The organism is Burkholderia sp. Ac-20384, from assembly GCF_017104605.1.
GTDB lineage: Bacteria > Pseudomonadota > Gammaproteobacteria > Burkholderiales > Burkholderiaceae > Burkholderia > Burkholderia lata.
This window is the reverse complement of record NZ_JAAGPE010000003.1, coordinates 31,677-46,764: the sequence shown is the minus strand read 5'-3', so window position 1 is coordinate 46,764 and position 15,088 is coordinate 31,677. Positions and strand designations below refer to the sequence as shown.

Sequence of the window (15,088 nt, the reverse complement as noted above, 5' to 3'; positions counted from 1 at the left end):
TCACTGCCCCTTCGCTTTCAGTTGTGCATCCAGACGCGGATAGACGCGCCGGGCATTGCCTTCGTAGATCTTGTGCCGCGCATGCGCATCGAGCGACGACGCGTCGATGTAGCGCTTCGTGTCGTCGTAGTAGTGGCCCGTGTCGGGATCGATCCCGCGCACCGCGCCGATCATCTCGCTCGCGAACAGGATGTTGTCGACCGGGATCACGCCGGTCAGCAGGTCGATGCCGGGCTGGTGATACACGCACGTGTCGAAGAACACGTTGTTCAGCAGGTGATCCTTCAGCAGCGGCTTCTTCAGCTCCTGTGCGAGCCCGCGAAACCGTCCCCAGTGATACGGCACCGCGCCGCCGCCGTGCGGGATCACGAAGCGCAGCGTCGGGAAATCGCGGAACAGGTCGGAAGTCAGGCACTGCATGAAGGCGGTCGTATCGGCGTTCAGGTAGTGCGCGCCCGTCGTGTGGAAGCACGCGTTGCAGCTCGTGCTCACGTGGATCATCGCGGGAATGTCGTACTCGACCATCTTCTCGTAGACCGGGTACCAGTAGCGGTCCGACAGCGGCGGGCTCGTCCAGTGGCCGCCGGACGGATCGGGATTCAGGTTGATCGCGACGTTGCCGTATTCATCGACGCACCGGACCAGTTCCGGAATGCAGGTCGCGACATCCACGCCCGGGCTCTGCGGCAGCATCGCGGCCGGCACGAAGTGATCGGGAAACAGCTGGTGCACGCGGTGGCACAGCTCGTTGCACACGGCCGCCCACGTGCTCGACACGCTGAAATCGCCAATGTGATGCGCCATGAAGCTCGCGCGCGGGCTGAAGATCGTCAGGTCGAGGCCGCGCTCGCGCATCAGCCTGAGCTGGTTGAGCTCGATCGATTCGCGCAGCTCGTCGTCGCCGATGTGCAGCTCGGAGACTTTCGGCCGCTCCGACGGGCTGTTGATCGCCGCGACCTGGCGATTGCGCCACGCCTCCAGCGCCTTCGGCGCGGTGGTGTAGTGGCCGTGAATGTCGATGATCATTGCAACTCCTGCGTGTGATGACGTGTTCCGCCGCCTGCCGGCCGCCGCGCCGGTTCGGCGCGGCGCGCTCAGTGCGCCGGGTTTTCCAGTTCCTGCGGTTCGGGCGCGGGGGCGCGCTGCGACGTCATGATCGCGATCGCGGCCAGCGTGGCCGGCACCGCGAGCATCGACAGGATCGCGTCGAACTTCCAGCCGAGCCCCAGCAGCGCACCGCCGATCGCGGAGCCGAAGATGCTGCCGAAGCGCCCCATCCCGAGCATCCAGCTCACGCCGGTGGCACGCGCGACCGTCGGGTAGCGTCCCGGCGCATACGCGTTCAGCCCCGTCTGCGCGCCGCTCATGAAAAAGCCGGCCGCGAACACCAGCAGCGCGAGCGACGACGACAGCGCACCGGCCCATGCGAGCACGGCCACGCACAGCCCGCCGCCGAGATACGCGGCGCCGATCACCGGCGCCGGCCGCACCTTGTCCATCAGCCAGCCGACGCCGATCGCGCCGATCGTGCCGCCGATCTGGAACATCGCGGTCACGTTCGCGGCCGTGCTGACGGACAGGCCCGCATCCTTGATCAGCGTCGGCAGCCAGCCCGTCAGCAGGTAGATCACGAGCAGGCCCATGAAATACGTGATCCACAGCGACACGGTGACGAACCCGTAGCCTTGCGAGAACAGCACGCCGATCGGCCTGCGCGTCGGCAGCGGCGGTTCGTTCGACACGAATGTTTCGTTGCCGGCAAACTGCCCGCCGCACACGCGGTTCAGCAACGCGGCGATGCGCTGCGACGGCGCGCCGCGCACGGCCAGCAGCCGGGCCGATTCGGGCAGCAGCCACAGCTGCAGCGGAATCAGCAGCAGCGGCAGCGTGCCGCCGAACAGCAGCACCGCGCGCCAGCCATGCAGCGGTATCAGCCAGCCCGCGACGAACCCGATCAGCGCCGAGCCGAGATTGAAGCCCGTGAACATCACCGTGATCATCAGCGCGCGCATCCGCTTCGGCGCGTACTCCGACAGCAGCGTCGTCGTGTTCGGCATCGCCGCGCCGAGGCCGATACCCGTCAGCAGCCGCAGCATCGCCATCTCGAACGGCGTATGCGCCTGGGCCGTCACGATCGTGAACACGCCGAACAGGAACACCGACGCGATCAGCACGCGCTTGCGCCCGAACCGGTCCGCGCTCGGGCCGGCCACCAGCGCGCCGATCACCAGGCCGATCGGCGCCGCGCTCATCACGAGACCGAACTCGGGCCGCGAGATCGCCCAGTCATGGATGATCGACGGCGCGACGAAACCCATGATCGCGACGTCCATCCCGTCGGCGATCACGACGAGGCAGCACAGCACGACCAGCAGCCACTGATAGCGCGTCACCGGCCGGTCGTCGATGAACGACTTGATGTCGATTACCTTTCCGCTTCCCATCATGTCTCTCCTGTCTCCTTGGCGACGATCGATCATTTCGATTCGTCATCCTATTTATATGGCTTGATACGGTGCCGAATTCGCGAGACGAAGGCGCATGGTCACGCGCCTTCGTCACCCGTCACCCGTCACCCGTCACCCGTCACCCGTCACCCGTCACGTGTTACGTGTTGCGCGGCTGCTCCGCGCCATCCCAGCCGAGCGGCCCCGCACTCTTGCCCGCGACCGAATACAGCGCGCCGGGCGCGTTCCGGGTGCGCTGGAACGCCTCCAGCGATTCGCCGCGCATCGCCGCGTAGATGTGCAGGTTCGAGACGCCCGTCACCGCGCCGAGCTTCTCCAGCAGGAAGAAGATCACGCCGTAACGCAGCAGGCCCGGCCAGTCGCGCCGGCGGATCAGGTCGCGCTCCTGCTCGCTGAGGCCGGCCGCGTCGAAGCTCGCCTCGGGGTCGCTCAGAAACAGCGCGCGATGCGCGGGCTCGATCATCCGGTGCAGGTAGTCGTTGATCCGGTACGCGTCGACCGCCTTCTCGATCGTGAACGGATAGGTGCCCGGCAACTGCTCGACACCGGCGAGCTCGGCCGCGATCCGCTGCCGGTGCCGTTCGGCCGCCGCCGTGTCGATGCCGGTATCCGCCGGCTCGTAGACGGCCGTCGCGATGCCCGTCATCGACGGCAGGTAGTAGCTGCGATGCCGGCACACGACGCCGGCCGGCAACGCGCCGCGCATCGTGAGCCACATCACGACCTCGGCGCCTTCGTAGCCGCCGAGCGTCGCGTATTCGGCGAGCGGCATGCCGGCGAGACGTTCGGGGTCGCGCTCGAGCAGGTCGAGAAAGCGGGCGTCCCATTCGGGATGATTGAAGCCCGCGCGTTCGCCGTGCACCTGGTGCGACAGCCCGCCCGTCGCGACGATCGCGACGCGCAGATCTTCCGGATAGCTTTCGATCCCGCGGCGCAGCGCCTGGCCGAGCCGGTAGAAGCGGCGCGCGGACGGCACCGGCAACTGCAGCACGCCCATTTGCAGCGGCACCAGTCGCACCGGCCAGTCGGGCTGGTGCGGGCACAGCACCGACAGCGGCGAGAAGCAGCCGTGATCGAGCGGCTTGTTCTGGAAGAACGACATGTCGAACTCGTCGGCCATCAGCGACTGGCCGATGTGCGCGGCAAACGCCGGGTGCCCGGCGATCGGCGGCAGGTCGCGCGCGCCGCCGCCTTCGTCGGCCGGATGCCACTGCGGCCCGACGCCAAGGGCGAACGCCGAGTAGTGATCGAAGAAGAACGACGTGACGTGGTCGTTGTAGATGAACAGCAGCACGTCGGGGCGCCGGTCGGCGAGCCACGCGGCCAGCGGCGCGAAGTTCTCGAAGATCGGTGCCCACACGGGGTCGTCGCGCTTGTTCTTGTCGAACGCGAACCCGATCGTGGGCGTGTGGGAGGCCGCGATGCCCCCGATGATCCGTGCCATGCCAATGCTCCTTCGTATTGCTCGATTGCGGCCCGGCCAGCCCGGCCGTCCGCGACAGAATGAATGGTGTACGTCTGCTGGCTACGCGTAGCCGCGCGGTTGTGACGCCAGGCTGTGCTTGACGACCAGCGCGAGCGGGACGGTGAAGACAAAGTGCGACATGAACCCGCCGATGATCACGTTCGGGTCGAAGTAGTTCGGGTGGTTGCTCGACGCGATCATGATCATCACGTGCATCACGATCCACGCGACGATCGCGAAGAACAGCGCGACGAACGTCGCTTCGAAGCCGCGCCGGCGGAACCACGGCCAGATCGCCGCGAACACGATGCCCCACGCCATCGCGAACGCGAAATGAATCGCGGTGCCGATGAAATACGATCCGATGCCGAGCGCATCCTGCACGCCCTTGCCGAACACGAGCCCCGTCGCGTTGCGTGGGATGCCGGCCAGCGGCATCAGGTGCTGCGCACCGACCCAGACCAGCGCCTCGTAAACCCAGATCAGCACCGCGCCGGCCACGCCGCCGCGAACGCCCGCGCGCACCGTGTCCGCCCACGCGGCCCGGTCCGGCGATGCATCGGCGTGCATGCCGCCCGCCGGCTTGCCGGCTCCCAACGTCTGCTGTCGTCCCATTGCACTGCCTCGCTCGTCAGATGGGCGCATCGCTTGCGGAACGCCCGGGGTGGTCGGACAAACAATGAATCAGATGGCGGTCCGCTACGCCGGCAACTGTGCCGATGCGGCTGCCGGGATCGAAAGTACGCAACCGACGATCGCACCACGTAGTCGGGGGAAACCCTTAAATTTCGTCGAAATGGCATGACGTCCGAGTCGTTCGGCACGACGCCATTCATCCGATGGATCGCCGGAACGCCCGCCGGATATGGCGCCCGCGCCCGGGCTCGCGCCGGGCCGCCGGCCCCGCCATCGGCCCCCGCTCGCCGAACCCGATAAACAAAACAGATAGGCCGATAAGCACGATGCAAGCTGCTGCGCCGCCGTTCCGGTAAAGTCGTTCGACATCTGCCGCCGGCGCGCTGCGCCCCCACCGGCATGCCACGCGGCCCGTCCGCACCCGACCGCCCATGGACGACACCGAACTCCCGAACCTCGCCTGCCTGTACGCGGTGCAGCGTGTGGCCGACACCGGCAGCGTGAGCCGCGCGGCCGCGACGCTGTTTCGTGCGCAATCGGCCGTCACGCGCGCCGTGCAGGAAATCGAAACGGCGCTCGGCGAGCCGCTGTTCGACCGCAAACCGTCGGGCATGCTCGCGACGCCGGTTGGGCGCGCGGTGTTGAAGCGCGGCGAGCGCGTGTTCGCCGAACTCGGCGAACTGGCGAACTGGTGCGCGCTGCGCCAGTCGCGCCGGCGGGCCTCGGCCGAGGGCGGGCTGCCCGCCTACCTGCTCAACACGCGGCGGCTTCAACTGTTCTCGACGCTCGCGCGGCACCGGCACATGCCGAGCGCCGCACGCACGCTCGGCGTCACGCAGCCGGCCGTCAGCAGCGCGATCCGGATTCTCGAAAGCGGCGCGGGATTCGCGCTGTTCCATCGCCATCCGCGCGGCCTGCTGCTGACGACGGACGGCGAAACCTTCCTGCTGCACGTGCGGCGCGCGCTAAACGAATTGCGGCATGTCGCCGACGACGTCGCGGCGCTGCACGGCAGCATCCAGGGCGTCGTGACCGTCGGCGCGCTGCCGCTCGGCCGCACGCTGATGCTGCCCGAGGCCGTCGCACGCGTCGTCACGCGCTTCCCGAAAGTGCGCGTGATCACCGACGAAAGCGCGTACGAAGCGCTCGTCGCGGGCGTGCGCGCGGGCGATATCGACTTCATCCTCGGCGCGCTGCGCGCGAGCGACCCGACAAGCGACCTCGGAAACGAACGGTTGATGTCGGAGAGCCTCGTCGTGCTGGCGCGGCGCGATCACCCGCTCGCCAGCGTACGCAACCTCGGCATCAAGAGCCTCGCCAGTGCGCAATGGATCCTGCCGCGCATTCATTCGCCCGCACGCGGCCTGTTCGAAGCGCTGTTTCGACGGATGAAGCTCAAGCCGCCGATGCCGACGGTCGAGACGGCCGACCTCGCGGTGATCCGCGGCCTGCTGCTGCACACCGACATGCTCGCGGTGCTGTCCGCGCAGCAACTGCGTTACGAGTGCGATTCGGGCTTGCTGGCCGTGCTCGACGTCCCGCCGATGCGCGAGACGACGCGCGATATCGGGTTGATGACGCGCACCGGCAGCCCGCCGTCACCGGCCGCACGCGCGTTGATCGACGCGATCCGCATCGTGGCGACCGAGGTGGCGCGCGCGCCGCATGCTGCCGTCGGGCGATAAGGAAAGCGCATGGCTGTCGCGGCGGGTTCGCATGGCATGCGCTTCTGCGATGAACCGACAATATCCCGCAGTGGCCGGTCGGCGCGGCGTCGATTCGCGGCGCCGTCATAAGCGCGCCGGATACCGTCCGTCGTGACGGCCGCTATCCCCAATCGTGAAGGAGCAACACGCATGAACGATTCGACGATCGCATTCATCGGATTCGGCGAAGCCGGCGGCCTGCTGGGCGGCGCACTGGCCGCGCGAAACGTGCGCGTGACGATGTACGACCGGCTGCTCGACGACGCGCACGCCGCGCCCGCGATGCGCAACAGGGCCGCGCGCCTGAACGTGCGGGTCGCACCGACCCTCGCCGATGCAGTCCGCGATGTGCGGTGGATCGTCTCCGCCGTCACGGCATCGTCCGATGCCGACGTTGCCGACGCCGTGGCCGCGTGCATCCGGCCGGGCCAGACCTTCATCGACATCAACTCGGTATCGCCGACGATGAAACAGCACGGCCAGCAACGGATCGAAGCCGCCGGCGGCCACTATGTCGAAGCGGCCGTGATGGCGCCCGTGCCGCCGTACGGGCTCGCCGTGCCGATGCTGCTGGGCGGTCCGCAGGCCGAAGCGATTGCGTACGAGCTGAAGGCGCTCGGCTTCAATGCCCGGGCCGTGTCGGCTCGGGTCGGCGTCGCGTCGGCGGCCAAGATGTGCCGCAGCGTGATGATCAAGGGCATCGAGGCGCTGACCGTCGAATGCCTGGGCGCCGCTCGCGCATACGGCGCCGACGCGCTCGTGCTCGCGTCGTTGCGGCAGACATTCGACCAGTTTGCGACATCGCCCGACCTGCCCGGCTACCTGATCGGCCGCGTCGCCGAACACGGCCGCCGGCGCGCGGCGGAGATGCGCGAAGTGTGTGAGACGTTGCGCGAAGGCGGCATCGCGCCGGAGATGAGCGCGGCATGTGCGCGCGTGCAGGATCGCTTCGTCGACAGGATGGCCGAGCGCGGGCTCGACTACGACGCACTGCTGCCGTTCGACTGGGCGCAGACGCTCGACCTGCTGGACGGCCGGCAACGGTAGAAACCGGCCACGCCGCCGCGCCGACATCGCGACGAACGCGGTCGACGCCGTTCAATCCGCTAGCGAAGCGCCTGCTCCGCAGAGAATGCGTCGTCCACGAAGCGGATCACGTCGTCGAGCGACGATGTGCAGGTGGCCCCCACCGCGAGCTCGCGAAACGCGCCGTCCGGCCCGAAGCAGATGAGCGGCTTGCCCCAGCGCTGCGCGAGCGCAATCTCCTCGGCCGTGCCGTGCCCACCCGGCAGCGCAACGATCAGGTCGCTGCTCAGCACGTTCACGTAGTTGCGGTTGATCGTATCCGGGGCGGCGTCCGGCTCGCGGCGCGGCAGCGGCGTGAGGATCGGGATGTCGACGAACGGATGCGGATAGCCGTCGAGCGGCACGAAACCCGCGAGCGGATCGGCGTGCGTCGGCAGGATGCCGATCGAGCGGCCGGCCCGCCCCGGCACGCCGGCAAACGCGCGTGCGACCGCCAGCATCACGCCCTGCCCGCCGCCGGTCAGCAGGTTGAAACCGGCCTGCGCGAGCCAGGCGCCGAGCGGCTCCGAAAACGCGAGCCACGGCTCCTTGCCCGAGCCCATCACGCCGATCGTCCTGTTCTTCTGTTGCATCGTGGTTTCCGGTGAAGTCGTTGGGTGACGCGCGATCGCCGCGCTCATTCGAGTTCGACGCCCTTGAGCTCGGGAATCAGGAACAGCGTCGCGACCATGTCGAGCACGTAGAGGCCGGCGAGCAGCGCGATGGCCGTCTGGAACGAGTAGTGCGCGGCCAGCGCGCCGACCGCGACCGGGCCGAAGCCGCCGACCGCGCGGCCGATGTTCCACAGCACGTTCTGCGCGGTGGCGCGTGCGGCCGTCGGATAGCCTTCCGACATCAGCGTCCCGTAGCCGCCGACCATCCCGTTGACGAACATGCCCATCAGCGCACCGGCCCAAAGCATCGCGGCCGGGTCGGACAGCCGCGCATACGCGATGACCGTCACGACCGCGCCGAGCTGGTACAGCAGGAACGTCGGCTTGCGCCCGATGCGGTCGGCCAGCTGCCCGAACACCCAGACGCCAATCATCATCCCGACGACCGTCGCCGCCGTCCACAGCCCCGACTTCGTCAGCGAGAAGCCCATCTGTTTCGACAGGAAGGTCGGCAGCCAGATCATGATCCCGTAGTAGCCGAAGTTCTGGACCGAACACAGGATCACGATGCCGAGGCTCGTGCGTGCAGTGCGGCCGTCCGCGACGAGCAGGCGGAACGCGTTGGGCTTCGGCTGCGCTGCGCGCTGCACGAACGCTTCAGGCTCGTGCAGCTTGTTGCGCATCGCCCAGGCGAGCAGCGCGGGCAGCACGCCGACCAGGAACATCCCGCGCCAGCCGATGTGCATCAGCAGGAACGGGGTGAGCAGGGCGGCCAGCAGTACGCCGGCCTGCCAGCCGAGCGCGACGTAACACGACACGCGTGCGCGCTTGCTGGCCGGCCACGCTTCCGCCGCGAGCGCCATGCCGATCCCGAACTCGCCGCCCAGCCCGATGCCCGCGATGGTGCGGTACACCAGCAGATCCTGGAAACCCTGCGCGAACGCGCACAGCCCGGTGAAGATCGCGAACAGCAGGATCGTCCAGGTCAGCACGCGCACGCGCCCGTAACGGTCGCTCAGCGCACCGAACAGGATGCCACCGGCGACGGCACCGATCAGCGTCCACGTGACCAGCGCGCCGCCCTGCCCGGGCGTCAATTGCAGCGCCGCCGTGATCGCCGGCAGCATGAAGCCGAGGATCAGCAGGTCGAAGCCGTCCATCGCATAGCCGATCGCCGATCCGGCCAGCGCTTTCCACGCGTACGCGCCGACCTGCTCCACGCGCGGGGCCGACGGGCCGCCGAGCGACGAAGATTTCATGTTTGCTGCCATGGTGTCCTGCCACGATTGTCCGGCGACATTCTAAGGCCTGTGCCGGTGCCCGACGGGCCGGCGGGCCAGCCCGCGGCAAGGGTCCGCGCGCGCGTCGGCACCCGCTTGCCGGACGGCGAGCGGGAATCTGCGGGTCATGAACGGGAGGGAAAAACGGCGATCCGGTGTCGGCGGCAAGGCCGGCGATGTCGCGGTCAGGCCCGACACCGGATGAAAAACAGCATGCTGGCGGAGTGTTACCGGCCGGCCCGCTTGTGCGAACCGGACAGCGCCGGGTGGCCTCGCGGCCCGGCCGGCTTCAGCCCTGATCGTCTCCGGGCCACCAGGTCTTGGCCTCGCGGTCGACGGCGAGCGTATCGAGATCCTTGCCTTCGAGCCATTTCGGCCGCGGGCCGCGGCCCGACCATGAGCGACCGGTCGTCGGATCGTAGAATTTGGCAGGTGCCTTGCGTTTTCGCTGGACGATATAGCCAAGCGCGCTCAGCACTTCCTGCTGCGAAATTCCCAAAAGCTCGACCTGTTCCTTGAATGCCGCGAGCGCGGCTTGCTTCTCCTTCTGCTTCGCATCCGACAGCTTGATATTCAGGTCCCGAAGTTGTGCTTCGAGTTCCTGCAGGGCCTGGGTCATGTATTCATCCTCTTTGGGCATGTTTTCGCAAAAAGCTCCGATGGCGGAACCTACCACGAAGTTCCGCCGATGGGGGCTGTCAAATGTGTGAATCGTTTGTTTGAGCCGGCATGGTTTGCGCGATACGCACTAAACGACGTCGCGCGTCAATCAATGACAGACAGGACCGGGCCGGCAACGCGCAGCTCGCCATGTACGAAAGCACGGCGAACGGCTGCGGAAAATAAGCGCCGCCCCTGGCACGGGCGCGGCATGGCGCGAATGATAGCAGTGCTCGGCGTCGTGTTGCAGAAGACGGCGGCCGGCGTCGATGCGGATACGTCCGATTACTGCCCGACGTCGCAGGCGTCCCACGCGACCCGGTCGAACAGCGCGCGCAGCTTCGCGCCGCGCGCCGCGTTCAGCGCGGCCGCATGCGCGACGCGCCCGGCGAGGTGCGCGCGGAAGTCCGGATGCGCATCCCGATTCTGCGACGCCGGCCCGCTCCGGATGCAGTTGGTCAGGATGGCCTTCAGGAGATCGAACTCATCGCGCGCCAGATTCGGATGACGATTGACGACCACGCCGGCCAGTTGCTGCCGCATGCCGCGCCGCATCACGCGTGTCTTGCGCAGTTGCAGCGCAAAACCCTCGTCGAGCGCGATCGCGGCAACCCGGACCTGCAGCCGCTCGACGTCGCGTGCCAGCGTGCCGCCGCCGGAAAAGGCGAGATCGTCGGCATAGCGCGTGTAGGTGGCACCGAGCGAACGCGCGAGCGCGGCGAGCCGCATGTCGAACCGGAACGCGCTCAGGTTCGCCAGCGCCGGCGACGTCGGCGCACCCTGCGGCAGATGCCGCTCGCGATAGCGCTGGCGAGCAATCCAGTCGAACCGGTCGCGCAGGTCCGGCGCGAGCAGCCGCGCGGACGGCACGCGATTGGTGCACAGCCCGGTGAGCGTGCGCGCGACTTCGGCCGGGTACCCGAGCGTGACGAACAGCGCGTGCACGCGTGCGGCGCGTATCGATACGAAGAAATCCGCCAGATCGAAACGGACGACGACATCGCGATCCGCATGCGGCGCCGCGAACGACACGATGCCGTACCCCTTGCGAAAACCGTGCACCGCACCGTGCGGCGCGATGCGATCGAGCAGCTCGTGCAGGATGCGGCGCTGCGCTTCGCGCAGCCGGCCTTTCGGGATTTCGACGAGGCGGCTGCCGCCGCTGCGCTTGTCGTGCGCCACATAGGTGTAGTGATGCAACGGCGTGGCGTTGCTGCGCGCGTCGACGCGCCAGTGGTCGGACAGCCAGTCGAGTTCCGCCGCGCTCACGCCGAGCCAGGCGGCAAGATCGCCGGGCGTCGCCCATTGCGGCACGTCGCAGCCGGCGAGCGGCGCCGGCAACGGCTGCTGGACCAGTGGGCGTCGCACGACGCGGATCGCGGCGGGCCGATCGCTGCCGTACCAGGCGAGCACGAAAGCCGGCGCATCGGCGAGGTCCGCCGCAAGCGTCTCGATGTCGACGTCGGCCCAGCGCGCACCGAAGCGTGCGAGCGCGGCATCCGCGACTTCGTGCGTCCACGGTGGCGCGCCGCCGAGCACGGCCGCCATCCGGGCCAGGACGCCGGGGCGTTCAGGTTCGCCGGCCAGCATCGCTTCGGCAATCGCGCGGGTGGTGTCGAACAGGGAGCCGGACATGGGAATCGATGGGCGGGACGATGAGCCAACGTGACTGGTGCTGCGAGGAGTCGCGTTGCGCAACGCGCAACCGTGCTCCTTGCGACGCATCGGGGTGTCGATCTGATCCACGGGGTAGCCCCGTAGTCCTGGAACATCGGCTGCCTGTTCCGGGCGTGTGCTTGACCCACCGGCCCGCGATGCGACTTTAATGGCCGCGAACGCGGCGTGTCAAACGAGGTGGCGATCCGGCGCCGCCGCGGCAGCCCGGATCGCGACGCGCGACCTACGCGTGCCGGGAGAACAGTTCGCGGTACGCGATTGGCGCAACGCCGACGCCAGCCACGTTGTTCAGCATCGTGGCCCAGGTCGCGTTGTCGACGCTGACCGGAAACGACCGCACGCGGTTGGCGAGCAGCCAGAAGGTGCGTGTCATGCCGTTGCTCATCGCAACTTCGTACCCGCTTCCCTCGAGCCAGTAGCCGACCGGCGGCAGTGCCACCGGTTCGAGGCGGCCGGCCCGGAACGCGGCGGCAGCCGACGCGTACTTGCCGTCGAGCGGCATGACGCGGCGCGGCACGCAGTCCTGCGAGTTCAGTTGCGGAAACGTCGGGCTCGTGCCGAGCCAGAGGCCGTAGAAGGTCTGCGCGTCGAGATGGACGACGTAGCGCTCCGTCTCGGCGGGTGTTGCCGCCATGTAGCAGTCGGCCTGGCCCGGCACGGCAACGCGCCACATCGCGCGCTTCGCGCTCAGGTCGACCAGCTCGCTCGCCTGCGGCCGCGGCTGGATGGGAGACGGACGTCCCGCTTCGCGCAGGTCGCGCGCGCGATCGAGTCCGATACGAAGACGTGTCAGCATGGGCCCTCTCTTTCTCTCGTCACTTGTTCGAATGAGTCAGGGGACGGGCAATCACATCGTCACACGTTTGCAATCCGCGGGCCCGGCGTCCTGACGCTCCCTGCATGGTCGGGAACTCGCGCAGTGTAGCGTCTTTCCGGGCCGGGCCGGGGCGAGCCGACCTGGCCCGCCACACCATCAACCATCGAATCAATATTCATCGTCGATTATTTAAATATCGAAATAATCAAAAAAACAAGAACAACAACCCGCAGAATTCAAGAAAATAACATTCAAACAAAAATTATCAAATCTTATTAACGATAAATTAATACGATTGGCGCCCTCAAATTCAAATAAATAGTCTGTGTTGTGCGCCGCAACACCGCGATTCAAAAATCAACGAGATACGGAGGCGCAGCACGAATCATTGCATTCGTGCTTTGTCGCAAAGTTTCCACCTTGTCAGGCCACCGTTGATTTCCAGACACTTGTGAATCGGCAATCCGGAAAGACAGACACGTCTTCCCGGGCGTGACCAACGTCGTCCGTTCGCTTTAATTCATTCAATATCAAAGGAAAGTCATGAAGAAGATTGCAACCGTGCTGTTTTCAGCACTGATGCTCGCCTCCACGTGCGCGTCCGCCCAGGCGCTTTGCAAGGCCGGCAAGATCGACAAGATCGAAACCGACACCACCGGCAACTTGCTGGTGACCATTAACGACGGCATCTACTCGTTCAGCGCCAAGGAGGTTTATTCAATTATTTACCAGGCGTATTCAGAAAACAGGAATCTGTTTATCTATGGGAATAATTGCTCGAATGGCTCGCCGGCGGCCCGCTTTGCCATTCGCTAATCAGCCTTGAAACGCTCGACGATTATCAATACGTGGAGCCCGGGGCTGGATTGACATGCTGGATCCAGCGCCATCGCGGGCTGCGGTGTCGGTGCTGCGCATCATGACACCTGAAGGCCCGCTGCCTGATCAACCGTCTGTCAGGTCCGCCCCGGTACCAATGAAGCGGGCCATGCTTACCATGACAGGACAGGCGCCCAACACTTCGTCGCCCGTTGACCTCATGCTAATGTGCTTGGCACTGTCACCGTGCATGAGCGAAAGAAAATGGGAAAGTGGCTTGCAATTGGCATAGCTGTCGGCGCTGCGGTTGGCGCAGCAACTGAAAGCATGGGCCTGTGGTTGAGCTTGGGAACGGCAATGGGCTGTGCAATCGGAGCCGGCGCCGGCGCCAAAAGGCCGCGCCGGTAGTCACGCGTCGATCGGCAGCCGTTCGGCGCCCATTTGCCCGGAGAGTCGAAGACCGCCTTGCGGCGCCGTATCAAGCAGCCCCGTCACCGGCCGCCTGCGCCCAGGCACGACACCCGGGCGCAGCCTGCCTGACGGCACATTCTTCGTGCCGCTGCACTTTCACGCCAGATTGCCCCCTACGACCGCGTGAAAGGACAGCCCCCACCCGCGACTTCCCTGCCCGCTGCCGCAGCCAGCTCCGGCCGCAGGACGAAAGGCAACGACACGATATGCCGCCGCACCGTCGCTTCATCGACGATCGGCGGATGGTCACGATCCAGGTCAACCCCCAGTTCGAGCAACGCATGGGTGATCATGTGAAGCGTGCCGAATTCGGTATCCTCGTTGTCCGCGTTCTCCGCCGTGATCGGCACCCCCGCCGCCAGCACCCGGCCCACACACGCATGCGGCCCCGCTCCGAAAGAAAGCCCGGGGGCGGCAATCCGGCCGGGCGGCACGCGATACGGATTGAACGTGTCCGCGTCCGGCCCGAAGATGTCCGGGTTACGGTTGGCAGTCGCCATGTCGAACTCGATCACGTCGCCCGCGGCCACCTCACCGCCGTCCGGGACATGCATCGGACAGGACGCCCGGCGCAACGAGACAACCTGCGGCGGATGAAGCCGTATCGCTTCCCAGATGAATTTCTGCAGCGTGGCGGGTTCGACCAGCAGCGTCTCTCGCGTGCCGGGATGATCGCGGCACCACGTCAGGATGTCGAGCATGATGAAGCACAGCGTATTGGCCTGTGTGGCCGCGCTGGCCAGCAGAAACAGCGCGGCGTCCTTGACCATGACGTCATGAGGCAGTTCGCCGTTCGGGTAGTTGACCAGCATCACGGTCATCACGTCTTTCGGCAGTTCCGCACCCTGATCGATCAATGCCTGCCGACGCCTGGCCGACGGGACATAGAAATCGCGTTCGAACTCCACGAGCGCTTCCCGGATTTTCCGGTTCGCGTCGTCCACGCTCCCCGACAACAATTGCTCGACGGTCGATACGTGGGCCAATCCGCGAATGATCTTGAGGATGCGGTTCGTCTCTTCCTCGGTGCCGACCCGGTCGATACCGGTGACGTCGGAAGTCAGATTGACCAGTGCCTGAAACGCCAGGATGGCCACATCGCCCCGCCCTTCGGCGACGACGGGCTTCAGCACCTGATCGAGCGCGGCGGGCAACACACGGTTCTGGTAGTCGCGAAAGAATTCACGGGTGAACAGGCTGTTGAGCGCCTGGCGCTTTCTCAGGTGGGCGTCGCCGTGAAGGTTGACGACCGTATCCTTCATGAAGAACAAGGCCGGATCGTACATCGCCTGTCGAAGGGTCTTGTCCTTCATCGTCTTTTCCGCATCGCGATAGGTATCGATTCTATGTTTCATGATTTTTCCTCAATTTCATATAATTTCGTTGTCCGAATATTTTTGAAATCTGGCA

At 66.5% G+C, this 15,088-nt stretch carries 13 protein-coding genes; 3 read left to right on the top strand and 10 right to left on the bottom strand.

Annotated elements, in window-relative coordinates:
- From G3O00_RS01210 to G3O00_RS01195, 4 genes are all read right to left on the bottom strand, one after another.
- Positions 1 to 1,026 (bottom strand): amidohydrolase family protein, encoded by a 1,026-nt coding sequence (locus G3O00_RS01210; protein ID WP_206141750.1) that lies wholly within the window; start codon positions 1,024 to 1,026, stop codon positions 1 to 3.
- Between the two features lie 68 nt (positions 1,027 to 1,094).
- Entirely contained in the window at positions 1,095 to 2,444 is a 1,350-nt protein-coding gene (locus G3O00_RS01205) for an aromatic acid/H+ symport family MFS transporter (protein WP_206141782.1), read from the bottom strand.
- Between the two features lie 163 nt (positions 2,445 to 2,607).
- The gene (locus G3O00_RS01200; protein WP_206141749.1) at positions 2,608 to 3,912 is read right to left on the bottom strand and encodes a gallate dioxygenase; all 1,305 of its coding nucleotides are present in this window, start codon (positions 3,910 to 3,912) and stop codon (positions 2,608 to 2,610) included.
- Between the two features lie 81 nt (positions 3,913 to 3,993).
- On the bottom strand, positions 3,994 to 4,548 hold the full coding sequence (locus tag G3O00_RS01195; protein WP_206141748.1) for a hypothetical protein: 555 nt from the start codon (positions 4,546 to 4,548) through the stop codon (positions 3,994 to 3,996).
- Positions 4,549 to 5,000: 452 nt separating this feature from the next.
- Here G3O00_RS01195 and G3O00_RS01190 point away from each other — a divergent pair, with 452 nt between their 5' ends.
- Positions 5,001 to 6,254 carry a LysR family transcriptional regulator gene (locus G3O00_RS01190; RefSeq protein WP_206141747.1) on the top strand — a complete coding sequence of 418 codons (1,254 nt, stop codon included), beginning with the start codon at positions 5,001 to 5,003 and terminating at the stop codon, positions 6,252 to 6,254.
- Between the two features lie 171 nt (positions 6,255 to 6,425).
- Positions 6,426 to 7,322: a DUF1932 domain-containing protein gene (locus G3O00_RS01185; protein ID WP_206141746.1), complete on the top strand. Its 897-nt coding sequence runs from the start codon at positions 6,426 to 6,428 to the stop codon at positions 7,320 to 7,322.
- Between the two features lie 59 nt (positions 7,323 to 7,381).
- Here the strand turns inward: G3O00_RS01185 and G3O00_RS01180 are convergent, their stop codons facing one another.
- The 5 genes from G3O00_RS01180 to G3O00_RS01160 all read right to left on the bottom strand — a co-directional run bounded on the left by G3O00_RS01180 (position 7,382) and on the right by G3O00_RS01160 (position 12,367).
- On the bottom strand, positions 7,382 to 7,981 hold the full coding sequence (locus tag G3O00_RS01180; protein WP_206141745.1) for a DNA-binding protein: 600 nt from the start codon (positions 7,979 to 7,981) through the stop codon (positions 7,382 to 7,384).
- Positions 7,978 to 9,225 (bottom strand): MFS transporter, encoded by a 1,248-nt coding sequence (locus G3O00_RS01175; protein ID WP_206141744.1) that lies wholly within the window; start codon positions 9,223 to 9,225, stop codon positions 7,978 to 7,980. Before G3O00_RS01175 ends, G3O00_RS01180 begins: the two co-directional genes overlap by 4 nt.
- A 298-nt stretch (positions 9,226 to 9,523) precedes the next feature.
- Positions 9,524 to 9,853: an H-NS histone family protein gene (locus tag G3O00_RS01170; protein ID WP_011350265.1), complete on the bottom strand. Its 330-nt coding sequence runs from the start codon at positions 9,851 to 9,853 to the stop codon at positions 9,524 to 9,526.
- A 326-nt stretch (positions 9,854 to 10,179) separates the two neighbouring features.
- The gene (locus G3O00_RS01165; RefSeq protein ID WP_206141743.1) at positions 10,180 to 11,529 is read right to left on the bottom strand and encodes a reverse transcriptase family protein; all 1,350 of its coding nucleotides are present in this window, start codon (positions 11,527 to 11,529) and stop codon (positions 10,180 to 10,182) included.
- A 265-nt stretch (positions 11,530 to 11,794) separates the two neighbouring features.
- Complete coding sequence (locus G3O00_RS01160) at positions 11,795 to 12,367, bottom strand: Osa protein (RefSeq protein WP_206141742.1); 573 nt, start codon at positions 12,365 to 12,367, stop codon at positions 11,795 to 11,797.
- Positions 12,368 to 12,931: 564 nt separating this feature from the next.
- Here G3O00_RS01160 and G3O00_RS01155 point away from each other — a divergent pair.
- Complete coding sequence (locus tag G3O00_RS01155; protein ID WP_011350268.1) at positions 12,932 to 13,204, top strand: hypothetical protein; 273 nt, start codon at positions 12,932 to 12,934, stop codon at positions 13,202 to 13,204.
- A gap of 587 nt (positions 13,205 to 13,791) precedes the next feature.
- Here G3O00_RS01155 and G3O00_RS01150 read toward each other — a convergent pair.
- Entirely contained in the window at positions 13,792 to 15,033 is a 1,242-nt protein-coding gene (locus tag G3O00_RS01150) for a cytochrome P450 (RefSeq protein ID WP_206141741.1), read from the bottom strand.
- Positions 15,034 to 15,088: the final 55 nt, after the last annotated feature.